Origin of the sequence: Pseudomonas sp. BT-42-2, assembly GCF_025847435.2 — a bacterium.
Taxonomy (GTDB): domain Bacteria; phylum Pseudomonadota; class Gammaproteobacteria; order Pseudomonadales; family Pseudomonadaceae; genus Aquipseudomonas; species Aquipseudomonas urmiensis.
The window spans coordinates 326,377-341,300 of record NZ_JAOYTM010000010.1 but is presented as its reverse complement, the minus strand read 5'-3'; the positions used below and the strand labels follow the sequence as shown (position 1 = coordinate 341,300).

Sequence of the window (14,924 nt, the reverse complement as noted above, 5' to 3'; positions counted from 1 at the left end):
CGTGAGTGAAGGTTAGAGAAGGCGCAAGTGCCCGCAAATCGGGGGTGCTGAGAGAATGCCATCATCCAGTTGGAAGATTGTGTGTAGGGATTGCCCTACAAGGCTGACGCCCTCAGATAAATCAATCGCTACGCCGGAGCGGGCTTGCCTCGCGATAACGCCGGCGCGGCTCCTCTAATGCCTGGCTTTCAGCCATCGCGGGCAAGCCCGCTCCTACAGGTAGGGGGCAAGCCGGGAACCTGGCCATGTCGCAAGCAGAACACTCACACCAACTTGTGCTCCATGGCGTACTTGACCAGCTCCGCCAGCGAGTTGACCTTGAGCTTCTGCATCAGTCGCGCCTTGTGGGTACTGATGGTCTTGCTCGACAGCGCCAGTTGCTGGGCGATGTCGTTGACGTTGGCGCCTTGGGCGAGGCGCTCGAAGACCGAGAACTCACGTTCCGAAAGCAAGGTATGCAGCGGCCGGGTCTCGGTCAGGCCAACCTCGAAGACCATCCGGTCGGCCAGCGATGGGTCGATATAGCGCCCGCCCCCGGCTACCCGGCGAATAGCGGTGAGCAACAGCGCCGGATCGCTGTCCTTGGTGGCGTAGCCAGCGGCGCCCGCTTTCAAGGCGCGGGCGGCCATCTGCGCTTCATCATGCATCGACAACATCAAGATCGCTGGTGGGTTGTTCAACGCGCGGATCCGCGGGATTGCCTCCAGGCCATTGACCCCAGGCATGGAGATATCCAGCAACACCACTTCACAAGGGGTGTGGCGCAGGGTCTCGAGCAATTGCTCGCCATTGCCGGCCTCCCCCGCCACCTGCATGTCCTTGGCCAGGCCGATCAACTGCTTGATGCCTTCACGAACTATGGTGTGGTCTTCGGCCACCAGCACTCGAATCACGCTTACTCTCCTAATCCAGAGGAATGCTCACGCTCAGGCTACTGCCTTCACCTGGCTCACTGTCCAGGGTCATGCTGCCGCCAAGCATCAGGACCCGCTCGCGCACTCCCACCAGGCCAAAGGACGTTGGCCTGGCCTGATCGGTGCAAAATCCTACCCCATCATCGATGACGCTCATGCGCAGTACGTCATGCTCGTGCACCAGTTCGATCTGCACGGTATGAGCCTGAGCGTGGCGCATCACGTTGGTCAATGCCTCCTGGAGGATGCGAAATAGCCCCGTGGCCTTGGCGTCACTCAAGGCTGGCAGATGCTCCGGCACTTGCACCAGGCAAGGAATCTGCGTGCGCGCCTCGAAACGCCGCGCCTGCCATTCGATGGCCGAAGCGATGCCCGCATCCAGGATCGGCGGACGCAACGCGGTGGCCACGTCACGCACCAGCTGGAACAGCTGGGCGATCAGGCGCTTCATGCTGGTCAGGCGTTCGTTGAGCTCAGGGTCGAGTTCGGCATAGGCCAGCTCGCACATCGACACCTCTAGCTTGAGCACGGTGAGCATCTGCCCCAGCTCATCGTGTACCTCTCGGGCGATGCGCGCCTTCTCTTCCTCGCGCACGCTTTCCAGGTGCGCCGACAACTCGCGCAACTGCCCTTGGGATTGCGCCAGGGCCAGCTCGGCCCGCTTGCTCTGGGTGATGTCCCAGACCACACCGTCCCACACCACCCGGCCATCGGCCAGGCGCCGGGTACTGGCCTTGATATCGGCCCAGCGCTGCTCGCCCTGACGGGTGAGGATGCGCCCCTGCCAGGACCAGTCCTGATTGTTGGCCAGGGCCAGGTCCTGGACGCGGTGATAGTCGGCGCGGTCCTGCGGATGGACCAAGTTACGCAGGCCCATCTCAGGGTGTTGGATCGCTGCCGGCGCGTAGCCCACCAACGCCTCGCTGCCTTCACTGATGTAGGGAAACTCCAGATCGCCCTCGGCCGGATCACGCTCCAGGCGGAACACCAGCCCCGGCACGTTGCCAGCGATGCCCTTGAGCCGCGCCTCGCTTTCGCGCAGGGCGGCCAGGGCACGGCGGCGCTCGGTAACATCGGTGAGGAACACCACCAGGTACTCGGCATCGCGAAAACGCAGAAAGCTCAGCGACAGGTCGACCGGCAGCAGGCTGCCGTCGGCGCGCAGGCACTGGCTTTCGAACTGCTGGGCGCCGCCATCACCGGTGCGGGCACGCTTCCACAGTTCAAGCCAGCGATCCATTTGCAGATTCGGCTCGAAATCGATCAACGGCCGCTCGAGCAGTTCGCCTTCGCCATACCCCAGCATGCGTTCTGCGGCATGGTTGGCGTAGCGCACATGACTGTCCCAATTGACCCAGAGAATGCCCACGGTGCTCTGGTCGATGGAGAACTGGCTCAAACGCAGCGCTTCTTCCCGCGCCTGGCGTTCATGCAGGTTATCCCTGGCCGCCAGCAGGCTGCGCTCCAACTGCCGCTGCTGGCGACGCTGCCAGACCAGCGTGGCGATGGCGCACAGCAGCAGCATGCCGAACAGCAGCGCCAAATTCTGCCAGAAGCCTGTGCTGTCACTCAGGCGCGGATACTTCGGTTGCAGCCAGCGCTGGTGCAACTGCTCCAGCTCTTTGGCTGGCATGGCCTGTAGACCGCGCTCCAGCACATCGGCCAGTAACGGCCAATCACGCCTGGAGCCAACCCGCAGCAACTGTGGCAGGCCGATATCGCCGACCACCGCCAGATCACTGAACTCACTCTCGCGCGACAACCGGCTGAGCTGGGCCTCGTCCAACACGGCATAGCTCGCCTGTCCGCCCAGCAGCAACTGCAGGGCCTGGCGTTCGTTAGGTACACCCTGCAAGTTGAGGTTGGCGTAGTTGCCCCGCAGGTAATCGGCCAGGGCGCTGGGCATGCGCACCGCAACCCGCTCACCGGCGCCAAGTTTCTCAAGCTCGACCGCCACCGCGCCGGTACGCGGGCCGACCATCAACTGCGGGACGCGCATGTAGGGGTCGCTGAACAACCACAAGCGCAGACTGGCTGGAGTTTGCGTAAGGCCTGGGGCGAAATCGATCTCACCGGCCTGCAGCGCATGCTCCAGGGCTGCCTGGTCGGCGAAGTTGCGCCAGGTCAGATCCAGGCGCAGCGCCTGGGCCAGCCAGTTGACCAACTCGACATTGGCCCCATACAGCTGCTGCAGGCGCCGGTCGAACTGCGCGTACGGCGCTTGCAGCACCAGGCCAACACGCAGGCTGCGGTGTTCTTCCAGCCATTGCTGCTGGGCCGGTTCCAGCGCCACCGTCGGCGCAGGCGAGGGCCTGGCCAAAGCGATCAAGGGCAGGCACAAGCAGCCGATAACCAACAGGCGACGCATTCGCTTCATCTCTACGCTCGTCTTGGCAAGCGCGGCCATCACTCGTGGCCGTCGCGGACAAATACTATTAGGCTGCCGGTATCATTCTGGCCTTGGGTTGATTCATGTTGACACTTTATCGCACGACGCTGGCAATGTTCTGCCTGGCCTCGATCCTACCGCTGGGCGCACAGGCCGAAGACGCCGAGAAGTCCGCACCGGCCGCTGAAGCTGCCGTCCCCACTCCGCGCGCGGCGCTGCTCGAACGTAGCCAGGAAGATGCCCAGGCGCTCGAACGCCGGGTGGCCAAAGCTGAGCAACAAACGTTGCAGGCCGGTAACGAGAGCTTCCTGGCATTGTGGAAACCGGCCAACGACAGCGACCCTAAAGGTGCACTGATCATCGTGCCGGGCGCAGGAGAAAATGCCGATTGGCCAACCACGGTCGGCCCTCTGCGAAGCAAATTCCCTGATGCGGGCTGGCACACCCTGAGCGTGAGTCTGCCGGACTTGCTCGCCGACAGCCCCCAGGCGCGCGTCGAGAGCACGCCTGCACCGCAGCCTGACAAAGGCACTGGCGAAAGCGCTCCAGCCAAGGACACCCCTGCCGATGCCAATGCCAACGTCGCCCAGGCCACCGCGCCCGAGGCCGATACTGCGCAGAGCACCGATGCGGTCGAGGCCAGCGAACACAACGATCAGGCCGACGCCGAGCGGATCTTTGCCCGGCTGGACGCGGCCGTGGCCTATGCCCAGGAGCAGAAAGCCCGCAGCATCGTGCTGTTAGGTAACGGCAGCGGCGCCTATTGGGCGGCGCGCTACCTGAGCGAAAAGCAACCGCCGCAGGTGCAGAAGCTGGTGATGGTCGCGGCGCAGACCCCGGCCCGGGTGGAGCATGACCTGGAGAGCCTGACGCCGACGCTCAAGGTGCCAGCCGCCGATCTCTATTACGCCACCCGTACTGGCGACCGGCACGCAGCCCAATTGCGCTTGCAAGCCAGCAAGCGGCAGAAGGACAGTCAGTATCGGCAGTTGTCGCTGATTGCCATGCCAGGCAACAAGGCCGCAGAGCAAGAGCAGCTGTTCCGGCGGGTTCGAGGATGGCTGTCGCCGCAGGAGTAACCTGGCGGATTCAATGGCCTCATCGCGGGGCAAGCCCGCTCCCACGCCGAATTTTCTATACAGGGGGGCGTGGGAGCGAGCTTGCCCCGCGATAAGGCCAGCAGCGACCACCTCACACCCAGGCCCTACAACCCACGACGCTTGCGAATCAACGCATAGGCCTGATGCAGCTCCCGGGTTTTCTCGGTCGCCTCACGCACCTGCGCCTCACTGGCGCCATTGCCCACCAACTTGTCAGGATGGTGCCGGCTCAGCAGTCGCCGATAAGCCTGCTTGACCTTGTCCCCCGCGGTATCCGCCTCAACCCCGAGCAGGCGCAACGCCGCCGCATAGGTCAAGGTCGTGCCCTCGGCGGTGGTCTTGCGCGGCTCGTACTCCAGCGACAGCGCTTGCGCCTGGCGCCGGCTCAGCCCCAGCTGTTGCCCCCAAGCCAAGACCAGATCACGCTCCTGGCGCCCGGCCTTACCATCGGCCCACACCATCCTCCAGCACGCACGTAGCGTGCCTTCAGCGGCATGTGGCTGCTGCTTGATGCGCTGCAGATAGCGGCCGAGACGGTCCTTGCCGGACTTGCCGCGATTGAATGCGGCAATCGCCCGCAAGCGGGCTGGCTCGGCCATGTCCAGCCGGGCCATCTCCTGGCGCGCCTGCTGGATATGCCCGTCCGCTACCCGGCCATCGCTCTTGGCCAGCCGCCCGAGCAGCACGAACAACAGCTCTTCATCGCGCAGCGCCGGGCGCCCGCCCAGGCGCTCGCGCACATCCTCCCAACCACGCAGCCGCAGGCGTCGGTCCATGGCCTGACCTAGCAAGGCGCCCAGCAATGCGCCAGGGATACTGGCCACTGCAAAGCCCGCTCCAGCACCAATCACTGTGCTCGGCCACCACATGTCAGGCGCGCTCGCCAATCAAGCGCTCAACCTCGGCCAAGCGCTCCAGAGTGCCGACGTCGACCCAGAGGCCGCCATGGTGTTCACCGGTGACCTTGCCCTGGGTCATCGCTTGACGAAGCAACGGCGCCAGCTTGAAAGCGCCAGGTTGGCAGCCTGCGAACAACGCCGGGTCCAACACCGAGATGCCGCTGAAGGTCAGCGTCCCCGGGGCATCGTCGCCATCGACCACCTGCGCGCCCTGCAAACGGAAGTCGCCCCGGCCGTGGTGCCCTGGGTTGTCGACCAGCACCAGATGAGCCAAACCCTCGAGCGGTTTATTCAACTGGCGAAAATCGTAGTCGCTCCAGACATCGCCGTTGACCAACAGAAACGGCGCCTCGCCCAGCATTGGCAGCGCCTTGAAGATTCCGCCACCGGTCTCCAGCGGCTCGCCTTCGGCCGAATAGCGGATGCTCAAGCCAAAGCGGCTGCCATCGCCCAGGTGATCTTCGATCTGCTGCCCCAGCCAGGCGTGGTTGATCACCACTTCGCTGACACCGGCTGCAGCCAGGGCGCGCAGGTGATACTCGATCAGCGGCTGTCCCGCCACCGGCACCAGTGGTTTTGGAGTGTGCAGGGTCAGCGGGCGCATGCGCTCACCCTTGCCCGCCGCCAGGATCATTGCCTTCATGGACGAGCTGCCTTCAGTTCAGCGATCAGTGCACCCAGCTCAGCCAATTCCGGCCGGCGGCCGATCACTTCATCTATATAGGCGAAGAAACGCGGAACGTCGCCGAGGTAACGCGGCTTGCCGTCGCGGTGGCAGATGCGCGCGAAGATACCGATCACCTTGAGGTGACGCTGCACACCCATCAGGTCGCTGGCGCGGTGAAATGCCGCGAAATCGGATTGCACTGGAATGCCAGCGACCCGCGCCTTCTCCCAGTAATCACCCAACCAACCCTCTACCCGCGCCTGCGGCCAGCTGAGGAAAGCATCCTTGAACAGGCAGGTAATGTCGTAGGTGACTGGGCCGTAGACCGCATCCTGAAAGTCCAGCACGCCAGGATTGGGCTCGCTGTGCATCAGGTTGCGCGGCATGTAGTCGCGGTGCACCAGCACCTTGGGCTGAGCCAGAGCGCTGTCGATCAACAGTTGGCTGACGCGCTGCCAGGTTGCTAGCTGCGTTGCAGTCAGGGCGACACCGAGCTCGCGGCCGACGTACCACTCTGGGAACAGTTCCAGCTCACGGCGCAGCAAGGCATCGTCATAGCTGGGCAGCGGCGCGGTCATGGGCAGGCGCTGCAAGGCCAACAGGGCATCGATGGCATCGGCGAACAGGCCATCGGCATTCTGGGGATTAATAATGTCCAGGTATGTCTGGTGGCCGAGATCGCCGAGCAACAGGAAGCCGCGTTCCAGGTCCTGGGCATGAATCAGCGGCACATGCACATCGGCGCTGGCCAACAAGTGGTCGATCTCGACGAAGGGACGGCAGTTTTCCTGCGGCGGCGGTGCATCCATGACCACAAAGCTGCGATTGGCGCCCTGCCAGCGGAAATAACGACGGAAGCTGGCGTCACTGCTGGCGGCGGTCAGAGTACCTTCGGGCAGCTCGCCCCAGCCGTTTATCTGGAACAGGGCGAGCAGTTGCTGTTTGAGCCAGTCTTTGAGTAGTTCAAGGCGTAGATCATGATCGGGCATTACAAGGGTCTCCGACGGCCCTAGCCGTCAAGCGGGTCATGCTTTATTATCCAGCATCTTTTTCAGACCATCGAGAGGCGTGCGGCCCCACACGCGGGCAGATGGCACGCAGGAAGCCCGGACTAATAAGATGGCATTGAAATCCCCCGCGTTTCGTAGAAAGTTTCCGTTGTTGGTCACTGGCGGTTTGCTGGTACTGCAACCACTGGCCACCTCGTACGTGGTGGCTGCCGAGCAGTTTGACTGCCAAGTGTCCGCCTCCGGTGGTTGGGACTGCAAGCCCAAAACCTCTGTCAGCAACTTGCCGCCGCGCCCTGTGCACGATGGCGCTGCGCTCAGTTCCGGCACCGAAGCCCAGGCCACTGAAGTCGGCGCCGATGGCGAACCCAAGCCGATGCTGGTCACCGAGGCCAAAGGCCGTGGCCTGAAAACCCGCAGCGAAGACTACAGCCATCTGGACTGGGTCCCGCGCGAGAAGCTCACCGCTGCCCAGCTGGCCGAGACTGGCCCGTACTGCGCTGGCGCCTATGTCGAGCCGATCCGCCCAGGCATGGACGACACCACGCCCAAGGACGAGTCGCCGACCTACATCAATGCCAAGGTCTCCAAGTACCAGCAAGAGCAGCAGATCGCTACTCTGGCCGGTGACGTGGTCATGCGCCAGGGCAGCATGCAGGTCGAAGCCGACGAGGCCAACCTCTACCAGACCGAGAACCGTGGCGAGCTCAAGGGCAACGTCAAGATCCGTGACAACGGCTCGCTGGTAGTTGGTGACGAGGCGCAGATCCAGCTCGACACCGGTGAAGCCCAGGTCGACAACGCCGAATACGTGATGCACAAGTCGCGCATCCGCGGTAACGCGCTGTACGCCAAGCGTGGCGAGAACGCCATCATCCGCCTCAAGGATGGTACCTACACCACCTGTGAGCCTGGCAGCAACGCCTGGCAGCTCAAGGGCAACAACATCACCCTGAACCCGGCTACCGGCTTCGGTACCGCGACCAACGTCACCCTGCGGGTCAAGGATTTCCCGGTGTTCTACACACCGTACATCTACTTCCCGATCGACGACCGTCGCCAGTCCGGCTTCCTGCCACCTTCGTTCAGCACCAGCAGCGACACCGGCTTCATGCTGGTCACGCCGTACTACTTCAACCTGGCGCCGAACTACGATGCCACGTTGTATCCGCGCTACATGGCCAAACGCGGCCTGTTGATGGAAGGCGAGTTCCGCTACCTGACCAAATCGAGCGAAGGCCAGTTCGGTGGTGGCTACCTGAACGACAAGAACGACGATCGTAAAGACCAGACCGATTACAAAGATCAGCGCTGGATGATCAACTGGCAGCACAAAGGCGGCCTCGATGAGCGCCTGATGACTGAGGTCGACTACACCGATATCAGCGATCCGTTCTACTTCCAGGATCTGGAGACGGATCAGATCGGCGTGGAAAGCCGCGAGGTGGTCAACCAGCAAGGCGCACTGACCTATCGTGGCGAAGGTTACACCGCACGCCTGAATGCACACGCCTACGAAATGGCCACCATTTCTCGTATCACGCCATACGACAAGTTGCCTCAGATCACCCTCAACGGCATGCTGCCGTACCACCCGGGCGGTCTGGACTTCAGCTACAAGACCGAAGCCGTGCGCTTCGAACGTGATCTCAAGAGCGGTAGCGTCTTCAACGAAGATGGCGAACTGGATACCAGTATTCGCGCCGACGGTGGTCGTATCGACCAGAACGTCTTTGGCCTGGCCCGCGCCAACGGTACCCGTCTGAATGCTGCGCCAGCGATAAGCCTGCCACTTGAGGCCAGTTATGGCTACATCAAGCCAACGCTGAAGTACGTCTACACCCATTACGACCTCGACCTCGATGGTCAAGGGAAAAGCCAAGCGGCTACTGCTGACCCTGTCTACGGCAAGTTTAGTAGCTCGCAAAACCGCAGCGTGCCAATTTTCAGCGTCGACAGTGGCCTGTACTTCGACCGCAACACCCAGTGGTTCGGCAAGGACTATCGGCAGACCCTCGAACCGCGTCTGTTCTACCTCTACGTTCCCTACGAAGATCAGAAGGACATTCCAGTCTTCGATACTGGTGAAACCTACTTCAACTATTCCTCGCTGTTCCGCGACAACCGATTCAGCGGCTCTGACCGGATCGGTGACGAGAACAAGCTGTCGCTGGGTGTAACCAACCGCTGGATCGAGGAAAACGGCTTCGAGCGTCAACGCTTCAGCATCGGCCAGGCGCTGTACTTCAAAGACCGCAAGGTTCAGCTCCCAGGTATCGACTGGCGCGGCCGCGAGGATGCTCAGTCCGACGTATCGCCTATCGCGCTCGAGTACCAATTCGCCTTCAACCGCGACTGGCGCTTCAACTCCGACTACAACTGGGATCCGGACAGCCGCAGCCCACGTTCGGGTAGTGCGATGTTCCACTACCAGCCAGAAGACGAGCCGAACAAGATCGTCAACCTCGGCTACCGCTACCGCAACGACTTGGTGCGCTACGACTCGGCGACCGGTCAGTGGCAAGTGGGCGGCGGTGACTACGGTACACCTGGCAGCCCGAACTACATCAAGGACTACTACAAGATCCAGCAGCACGACTTCTCGGTCATCTGGCCGATCGTGCCGCAGTGGAGCGTCATCGCACGCTGGCAGCATGACTACAACCGCAACCGCACCCTGGAAGCCATGGGCGGTTTCGAGTACGACAACTGCTGCTGGAAACTGCGTCTGATCAACCGTTACTGGATCGACTACGACGACTTCAGCCAGGCCGTTCCACAGAACGAAAAAGGCGACCACGGTGTCTTCCTGCAGATCGTGCTGAAAGGCCTCGGTGGCGTGGTGGGCAACAAGGTCGAGACCTTCCTCGACAAAGGCATTCAAGGTTACCGTACACGTGAAGACCAAGCTTATTGATCGCCTGCGCCCGCTGATGCTGGGCGCTGTAATGCTGAGTGGCGCGGTGCATGCCGCGGTACAACCTTTGGACAGTGTCGTGGCCATCGTCGATAACGACGTGGTCATGAAGAGCCAGCTGGACCAGCGGGTCCGTGAGGTCGAGCAAACCATCGCCAAGCGCGGCGGCGGCACTCCACCTCCAGGCGCGCTGGATCAACAGGTACTGGAACGCCTGATCGTCGAAAACCTGCAATTGCAGATTGGCGAACGCTCGGGCATCCGCATCACCGATGAAGAGCTGAACCAGGCCATCGCCACCATTGCCCAGCGCAATGGCATGTCGCTGGATCAGTTCCGCGCCGCCCTGGCCCATGACGGTTTGTCGTTCGATGACGCTCGCGAGCAGGTCAAGCGCGAGATGATCATCAGCCGTGTGCGCCAGCGTCGGGTAGCTGAGCGCATTCAGGTTTCCGAGCAGGAAGTGAAGAACTTCCTCGCCTCGGACCTGGGCAAGATGCAGATGTCGGAAGAGTACCGCCTGGCCAATATCCTTATCCCAACCCCGGACGGCGCCAACTCGCAAGCCATCCAGGCGGCCGCAGGCCGGGTTGGCGATATTTACCAGCAGCTCAAGCAAGGCAAGGACTTTGGCCAGATGGCCATCCAGCATTCGGCCAGCGAGAACGCCCTGGAAGGCGGCGAAATGGGCTGGCGTAAAGCCGCCCAGCTGCCGCCAGAGTTCGCCAAGCTGCTCAGCAGCATGGCCGTTGGCGACATCTCCCAGCCACTGCGCATACCTAGCGGCTTCCTCATCATTAAGCTTGAGGAGAAGCGTGGCGGCAGCGAGAGCGTGCTGCGTGACGAAGTGCACGTGCGCCACATCCTGATCAAGCCGAGCGAAATCCGTAGCGAAGCGGCCACCGAACAACTGGCCGAGAAACTCTACGACCGCATCCAGAACGGTGAAGACTTCGCCACCCTGGCGAAAAGCTTCTCGGAAGACCCCGGTTCGGCGCTCAACGGCGGCGACCTCAACTGGGTCGACCCGAACAGCCTGGTGCCAGAGTTCCGCGAGCAAATGGCCAATGCCCAGCAAGGCCAAGTCACCAAGCCATTCCGTACCCAGTACGGCTGGCACGTGCTGGAAGTGCTGGGCCGTCGCGCCACCGACAGCACTGAACAGGCTCGCGAGCAACAAGCCCTGACCGTCCTGCGTAACCGCAAATACGACGAAGAGCTGCAGACCTGGCTGCGCCAGATCCGCGACGAAGCCTACGTTGAGATCAAGCTGCCTGGCGCTGACCAGGCCGCCCAGTGAAGCCCCTGCGCTTCGCCGTCACGCCCGGCGAGCCCGCTGGCATAGGTCCTGACCTGTGCCTACTGCTCGCCACCGAGGCCCAGCCTCATCCCCTGATTGCCATCACCAGCCGTGACCTGCTCGCCGAGCGGGCCGCGCAGCTGGGGCTGGCGGTCAGCCTGCTGCCGGTAACCCCCGACACATGGCCCGACCAGGCAGCGCCTGCCGGGAGCCTTTACGTCTGGGATACGCCACTGGCCGCAAGGGTGGTGCCAGGGCAGTTGGACAAAGCCAACGCGGCGTTCGTACTGCAGACCCTGACCCGGGCTGGCCAAGGCTGCCTGGACGGACACTTCGCTGGCATGATCACCGCCCCGGTCCACAAGGGTGTGATCAATGAAAGCGGGATTGCCTTCTCCGGACATACCGAGTTTCTCGCCGAGCTGACCCACACCAGCCAAGTGGTGATGATGCTTGCCACCCACGGCCTGCGCGTGGCGCTGGTGACCACTCACCTGCCCCTGCGCGATATCGCCGATGCCATCACTGGCGAGCGCCTGGAGCGGGTTACGCGCATTCTGCATGCTGATCTGCGCGACAAATTCGGCATTGCCACGCCACGCATCCTGGTGTGCGGGCTCAATCCGCACGCCGGTGAAGGCGGCCATCTGGGCCGCGAAGAAATCGACATCATCGAGCCTGCACTGCAACGCCTGCGCAACGAAGGAATGGACCTGCGCGGCCCACTGCCAGCCGATACCCTGTTTACCCCCAAATATCTGGAGCACTGCGACGCGGTGCTGGCGATGTACCACGACCAAGGCCTGCCGGTACTCAAGTACAAAGGTTTCGGCGCGGCCGTCAACGTCACCCTGGGCCTGCCGATCATCCGTACCTCGGTTGACCACGGCACGGCTCTGGACCTTGCCGGCACTGGCAAGGTCGACACCGGCAGCCTGCGCGTCGCGTTGCACACCGCCTACCAGATGGCCGAGAACCGACCATGAACGAGCACTACCAACACCGGGCGCGCAAGCGCTTCGGCCAGAACTTCCTGCACGACGCCGGCATCATCGACCGCATCCTGCGCGCCATTCACGCCAAGCCCGGTGAGCACCTGCTGGAAATCGGCCCGGGCCAGGGCGCACTCACCGAAGGCCTGCTAGGCAGCGGTGCGCAGCTGGACGTGGTCGAGCTGGACAAAGACCTGGTGCCGATTCTTCAGCACAAGTTCGCCGGTCGCGACAACTTCCGCCTGCACCAGGGTGACGCGCTGAAGTTCGACTTCAATCAACTGGGCGTGCCGCAGCGCAGCCTGAAGGTCGTCGGCAACCTGCCCTACAACATCTCCACGCCATTGATCTTCCACCTGCTCAGCCACGCTGGGCTGATTCGCGACATGCACTTCATGCTGCAAAAGGAAGTGGTCGAGCGCATGGCCGCAGGCCCAGGCGGCGGTGATTGGGGCCGCCTGTCGATCATGGTGCAGTACCACTGCCGGGTCGAACACCTGTTCAACGTCGGCCCTGGGGCGTTCAACCCGCCGCCGAAAGTCGACTCGGCCATCGTGCGCCTGGTCCCGCATGAAGTGCTGCCGTTCCCCGCCAAGGATCCGCTGCTGCTTGAGCGGGTGGTGCGCGAAGCCTTCAACCAGCGCCGCAAGACCTTGCGCAACACCCTCAAGGGCCTGCTCGACAGCCAGGCCATCGAAGCCGCTGGGGTAGACGGCAGCCTGCGTCCCGAGCAGCTCGACCTGGCCGCGTTCGTGCGCCTGGCCGACAAGCTGGCTGAGCAACAGCCGAGCAACTGACCGCGACTGATCGCGGGGCAGCCCCTGCCCCGCGATCGACTGCCCAAGGGCAACAGTTCCACAACTGGCTTCCAGCCCCCCCAATGGCCTAGACTGCATCCATTGCCGCAATTGCGTGTTTGCTCAAGGCCCTTGCATGTCCGACCCCCGCTATCAGATCGACGTCAGCGTCGTCACCCGCTATCTCAAAGAACAATCCGATCCCGACAACGAGCGTTTCGCCTTCGCCTACACCATTACCGTACAGAACAACGGCACGGTATCCGCCAAGCTGATGTCCCGGCACTGGCTGATTACCAACGGTGATGGTGAAGTCGAAGAGGTTCGCGGCTCAGGCGTGGTTGGCCAGCAGCCGCTGATCGAGCCGGGCCAGAGCCATACCTACAGCAGTGGCGCTGTGATCAGCACCCGCGTCGGTACCATGCAGGGCAGCTACCAGATGTTCGCCGAAGACGGCAAACGCTTCGACGCCGCCATCGCGCCGTTCCGCCTGGCCGTACCCGGGGCCCTGCACTGATGGCTGTGTACGCCGTCGGTGACTTGCAAGGCTGCCTGCAACCGCTTAAATGCCTGCTCGAACGTGTGCACTTCAACCCCGCCGTCGACCGCCTGTGGTTGGTCGGTGACTTGGTCAATCGCGGCCCTGAGTCGCTGGAAACCCTGCGCTTTTTGTATTCGATCCGCCAATCGCTGGTGTGCGTGCTGGGTAATCACGACCTGCATCTGCTGGCCGCCTGGCACAATATCGAGCGCCTGAAGAAAAGCGATACCCTGCGCGAAATCATCGAAGCACCCGACGCCGACCAACTGCTCGACTGGTTGCGCCAGCAGAAGCTGTTGCATTACGACGAACCCCGCGGCGTTGCCCTGGTGCATGCTGGCATTCCGCCGCAATGGACCCTGGGCAAAGCCTTGGAGCTGGCCGCAGAAGTTGAAGAAGTGCTGCGTGACGATGCCCGCCTGAAGCTCTACCTGGATGGCATGTACGGCAATGAGCCGAATAAGTGGAGCAACAAGCTGACCGGCGTCGAGCGCCTGCGGGTAATCACCAATTACTTCACCCGCATGCGCTTTTGTACCGCCGAAGGCAAGCTCGACCTCAAGAGCAAGGAAGGCCTGGACACCGCGCCCAAAGGTTACAAGCCCTGGTTCGCCCACAAGGACCGCCGCTCGCGCCACGTGAAGATCATCTTCGGTCACTGGGCGGCCCTCGAAGGGCGTGTTCATGCGCCCGGCGTGGTAGCCCTGGACACCGGCTGCGTATGGGGCGGTGCCTTGACCTTGTACAACGTCGACAGCGGCGAACTGCACCGCTGTGACTGCGCCGACGACGGCACTCCACGCCAGCCAGCACAACCCACTAGAATGAACGATCAGTCCTGAAGGAAACCGCCCCCATGAGCGAATTCAAGCGCATCCCTCCCGAGCAGGCCCAGACCCTGCGTGAGCAAGGTGCGGTGGTCGTCGACATTCGCGACCCGCAAGCCTTTGCCGCTGGCCATATCAGTGGTGCCACGCACCTGGATAATCACTCGGTCGCCGATTTCATCCGCAATGCCGACCTCGACAAGCCCACCGTGGTGGTCTGCTATCACGGCAACTCCAGCCAGAGCGCAGCCGCCTACCTGGTCGGCCAGGGCTTCTCCGAGGTCTATAGCCTCGATGGCGGCTTTGAGCTGTGGCGTGGCACTTATCCGGCCGAGATCGCCCAGGACAGCGCCGAATAAATTTTTCATTTCCCTCGCAGCCCGCGTCCCGTGCGGGCTCGCGCCAGACCTGACGAACGGTCGTGGCAAACTTCTGGGCCTTGCGCCCTTGACCTCTCGTAGAACCAACTATCCTTAAGCCCAGGCCATCCAAAAAGGGGAGAGCCGGTACACCGGCGTGCGGGTCATCGGTAGCGTTTCAAGGGTGTTCTGGGGGGTATACAGCAATCGGCGAA

General features: G+C 62.6%; 13 protein-coding genes. 8 read left to right on the top strand and 5 right to left on the bottom strand.

Features of this window, described 5'->3' with window-relative positions:
- Positions 1 to 263: 263 nt before the first annotated feature.
- On the bottom strand, positions 264 to 893 hold the full coding sequence (locus OIU19_RS13215; protein WP_264235361.1) for a response regulator transcription factor: 630 nt from the start codon (positions 891 to 893) through the stop codon (positions 264 to 266).
- Positions 894 to 903: 10 nt separating this feature from the next.
- Positions 904 to 3,291, bottom strand: a complete 2,388-nt coding sequence (locus tag OIU19_RS13210) for a PAS domain S-box protein (protein ID WP_264235360.1) — start codon at positions 3,289 to 3,291, stop codon at positions 904 to 906.
- Between the two features lie 95 nt (positions 3,292 to 3,386).
- Between OIU19_RS13210 and OIU19_RS13205 the strand changes: the two genes are divergently transcribed.
- Positions 3,387 to 4,382, top strand: coding sequence for an alpha/beta hydrolase family protein (locus OIU19_RS13205; protein WP_264235359.1), 996 nt, complete (start codon positions 3,387 to 3,389; stop codon positions 4,380 to 4,382).
- Positions 4,383 to 4,507: 125 nt separating this feature from the next.
- Here OIU19_RS13205 and OIU19_RS13200 read toward each other — a convergent pair whose 3' ends face one another.
- From OIU19_RS13200 to OIU19_RS13190, 3 genes are read right to left on the bottom strand one after another with little or no spacing between them, the layout of a single operon-like run.
- A complete protein-coding gene (locus OIU19_RS13200) occupies positions 4,508 to 5,272 on the bottom strand; it encodes a TerB family tellurite resistance protein (protein ID WP_264235357.1) in 765 nt (254 codons plus the stop codon).
- Between the two features lies 1 nt (position 5,273).
- Entirely contained in the window at positions 5,274 to 5,945 is a 672-nt protein-coding gene (gene murU, locus OIU19_RS13195) for an N-acetylmuramate alpha-1-phosphate uridylyltransferase MurU (RefSeq protein WP_264235356.1), read from the bottom strand.
- Positions 5,942 to 6,958, bottom strand: a complete 1,017-nt coding sequence (locus OIU19_RS13190; RefSeq protein WP_264235355.1) for an aminoglycoside phosphotransferase family protein — start codon at positions 6,956 to 6,958, stop codon at positions 5,942 to 5,944. The genes murU and OIU19_RS13190 overlap by 4 nt, the downstream gene beginning before the upstream one ends.
- 130 nt (positions 6,959 to 7,088) lie before the next feature.
- On the opposite strand from OIU19_RS13190, the gene OIU19_RS13185 reads away from it, so the two are divergent.
- From OIU19_RS13185 to glpE, 7 genes are all read left to right on the top strand, one after another.
- Positions 7,089 to 9,893, top strand: coding sequence for an LPS-assembly protein LptD (locus OIU19_RS13185; protein WP_264235354.1), 2,805 nt, complete (start codon positions 7,089 to 7,091; stop codon positions 9,891 to 9,893).
- Positions 9,874 to 11,193: a peptidylprolyl isomerase gene (locus OIU19_RS13180; RefSeq protein WP_264235353.1), complete on the top strand. Its 1,320-nt coding sequence runs from the start codon at positions 9,874 to 9,876 to the stop codon at positions 11,191 to 11,193. Before OIU19_RS13185 ends, OIU19_RS13180 begins: the two co-directional genes overlap by 20 nt.
- The gene (gene pdxA / locus OIU19_RS13175) at positions 11,190 to 12,179 is read left to right on the top strand and encodes a 4-hydroxythreonine-4-phosphate dehydrogenase PdxA (protein ID WP_264235352.1); all 990 of its coding nucleotides are present in this window, start codon (positions 11,190 to 11,192) and stop codon (positions 12,177 to 12,179) included. Before OIU19_RS13180 ends, pdxA begins: the two co-directional genes overlap by 4 nt.
- Positions 12,176 to 12,982, top strand: a complete 807-nt coding sequence (gene rsmA, locus OIU19_RS13170; RefSeq protein ID WP_186552681.1) for a 16S rRNA (adenine(1518)-N(6)/adenine(1519)-N(6))-dimethyltransferase RsmA — start codon at positions 12,176 to 12,178, stop codon at positions 12,980 to 12,982. Before pdxA ends, rsmA begins: the two co-directional genes overlap by 4 nt.
- A gap of 136 nt (positions 12,983 to 13,118) precedes the next feature.
- On the top strand, positions 13,119 to 13,499 hold the full coding sequence (gene apaG, locus OIU19_RS13165; protein WP_264235351.1) for a Co2+/Mg2+ efflux protein ApaG: 381 nt from the start codon (positions 13,119 to 13,121) through the stop codon (positions 13,497 to 13,499).
- A complete protein-coding gene (locus tag OIU19_RS13160; RefSeq protein WP_186552683.1) occupies positions 13,499 to 14,365 on the top strand; it encodes a symmetrical bis(5'-nucleosyl)-tetraphosphatase in 867 nt (288 codons plus the stop codon). The genes apaG and OIU19_RS13160 overlap by 1 nt, the downstream gene beginning before the upstream one ends.
- Before the next feature lie 14 nt (positions 14,366 to 14,379).
- Positions 14,380 to 14,709, top strand: a complete 330-nt coding sequence (glpE, locus tag OIU19_RS13155) for a thiosulfate sulfurtransferase GlpE (RefSeq protein WP_264235350.1) — start codon at positions 14,380 to 14,382, stop codon at positions 14,707 to 14,709.
- Positions 14,710 to 14,924: the final 215 nt, after the last annotated feature.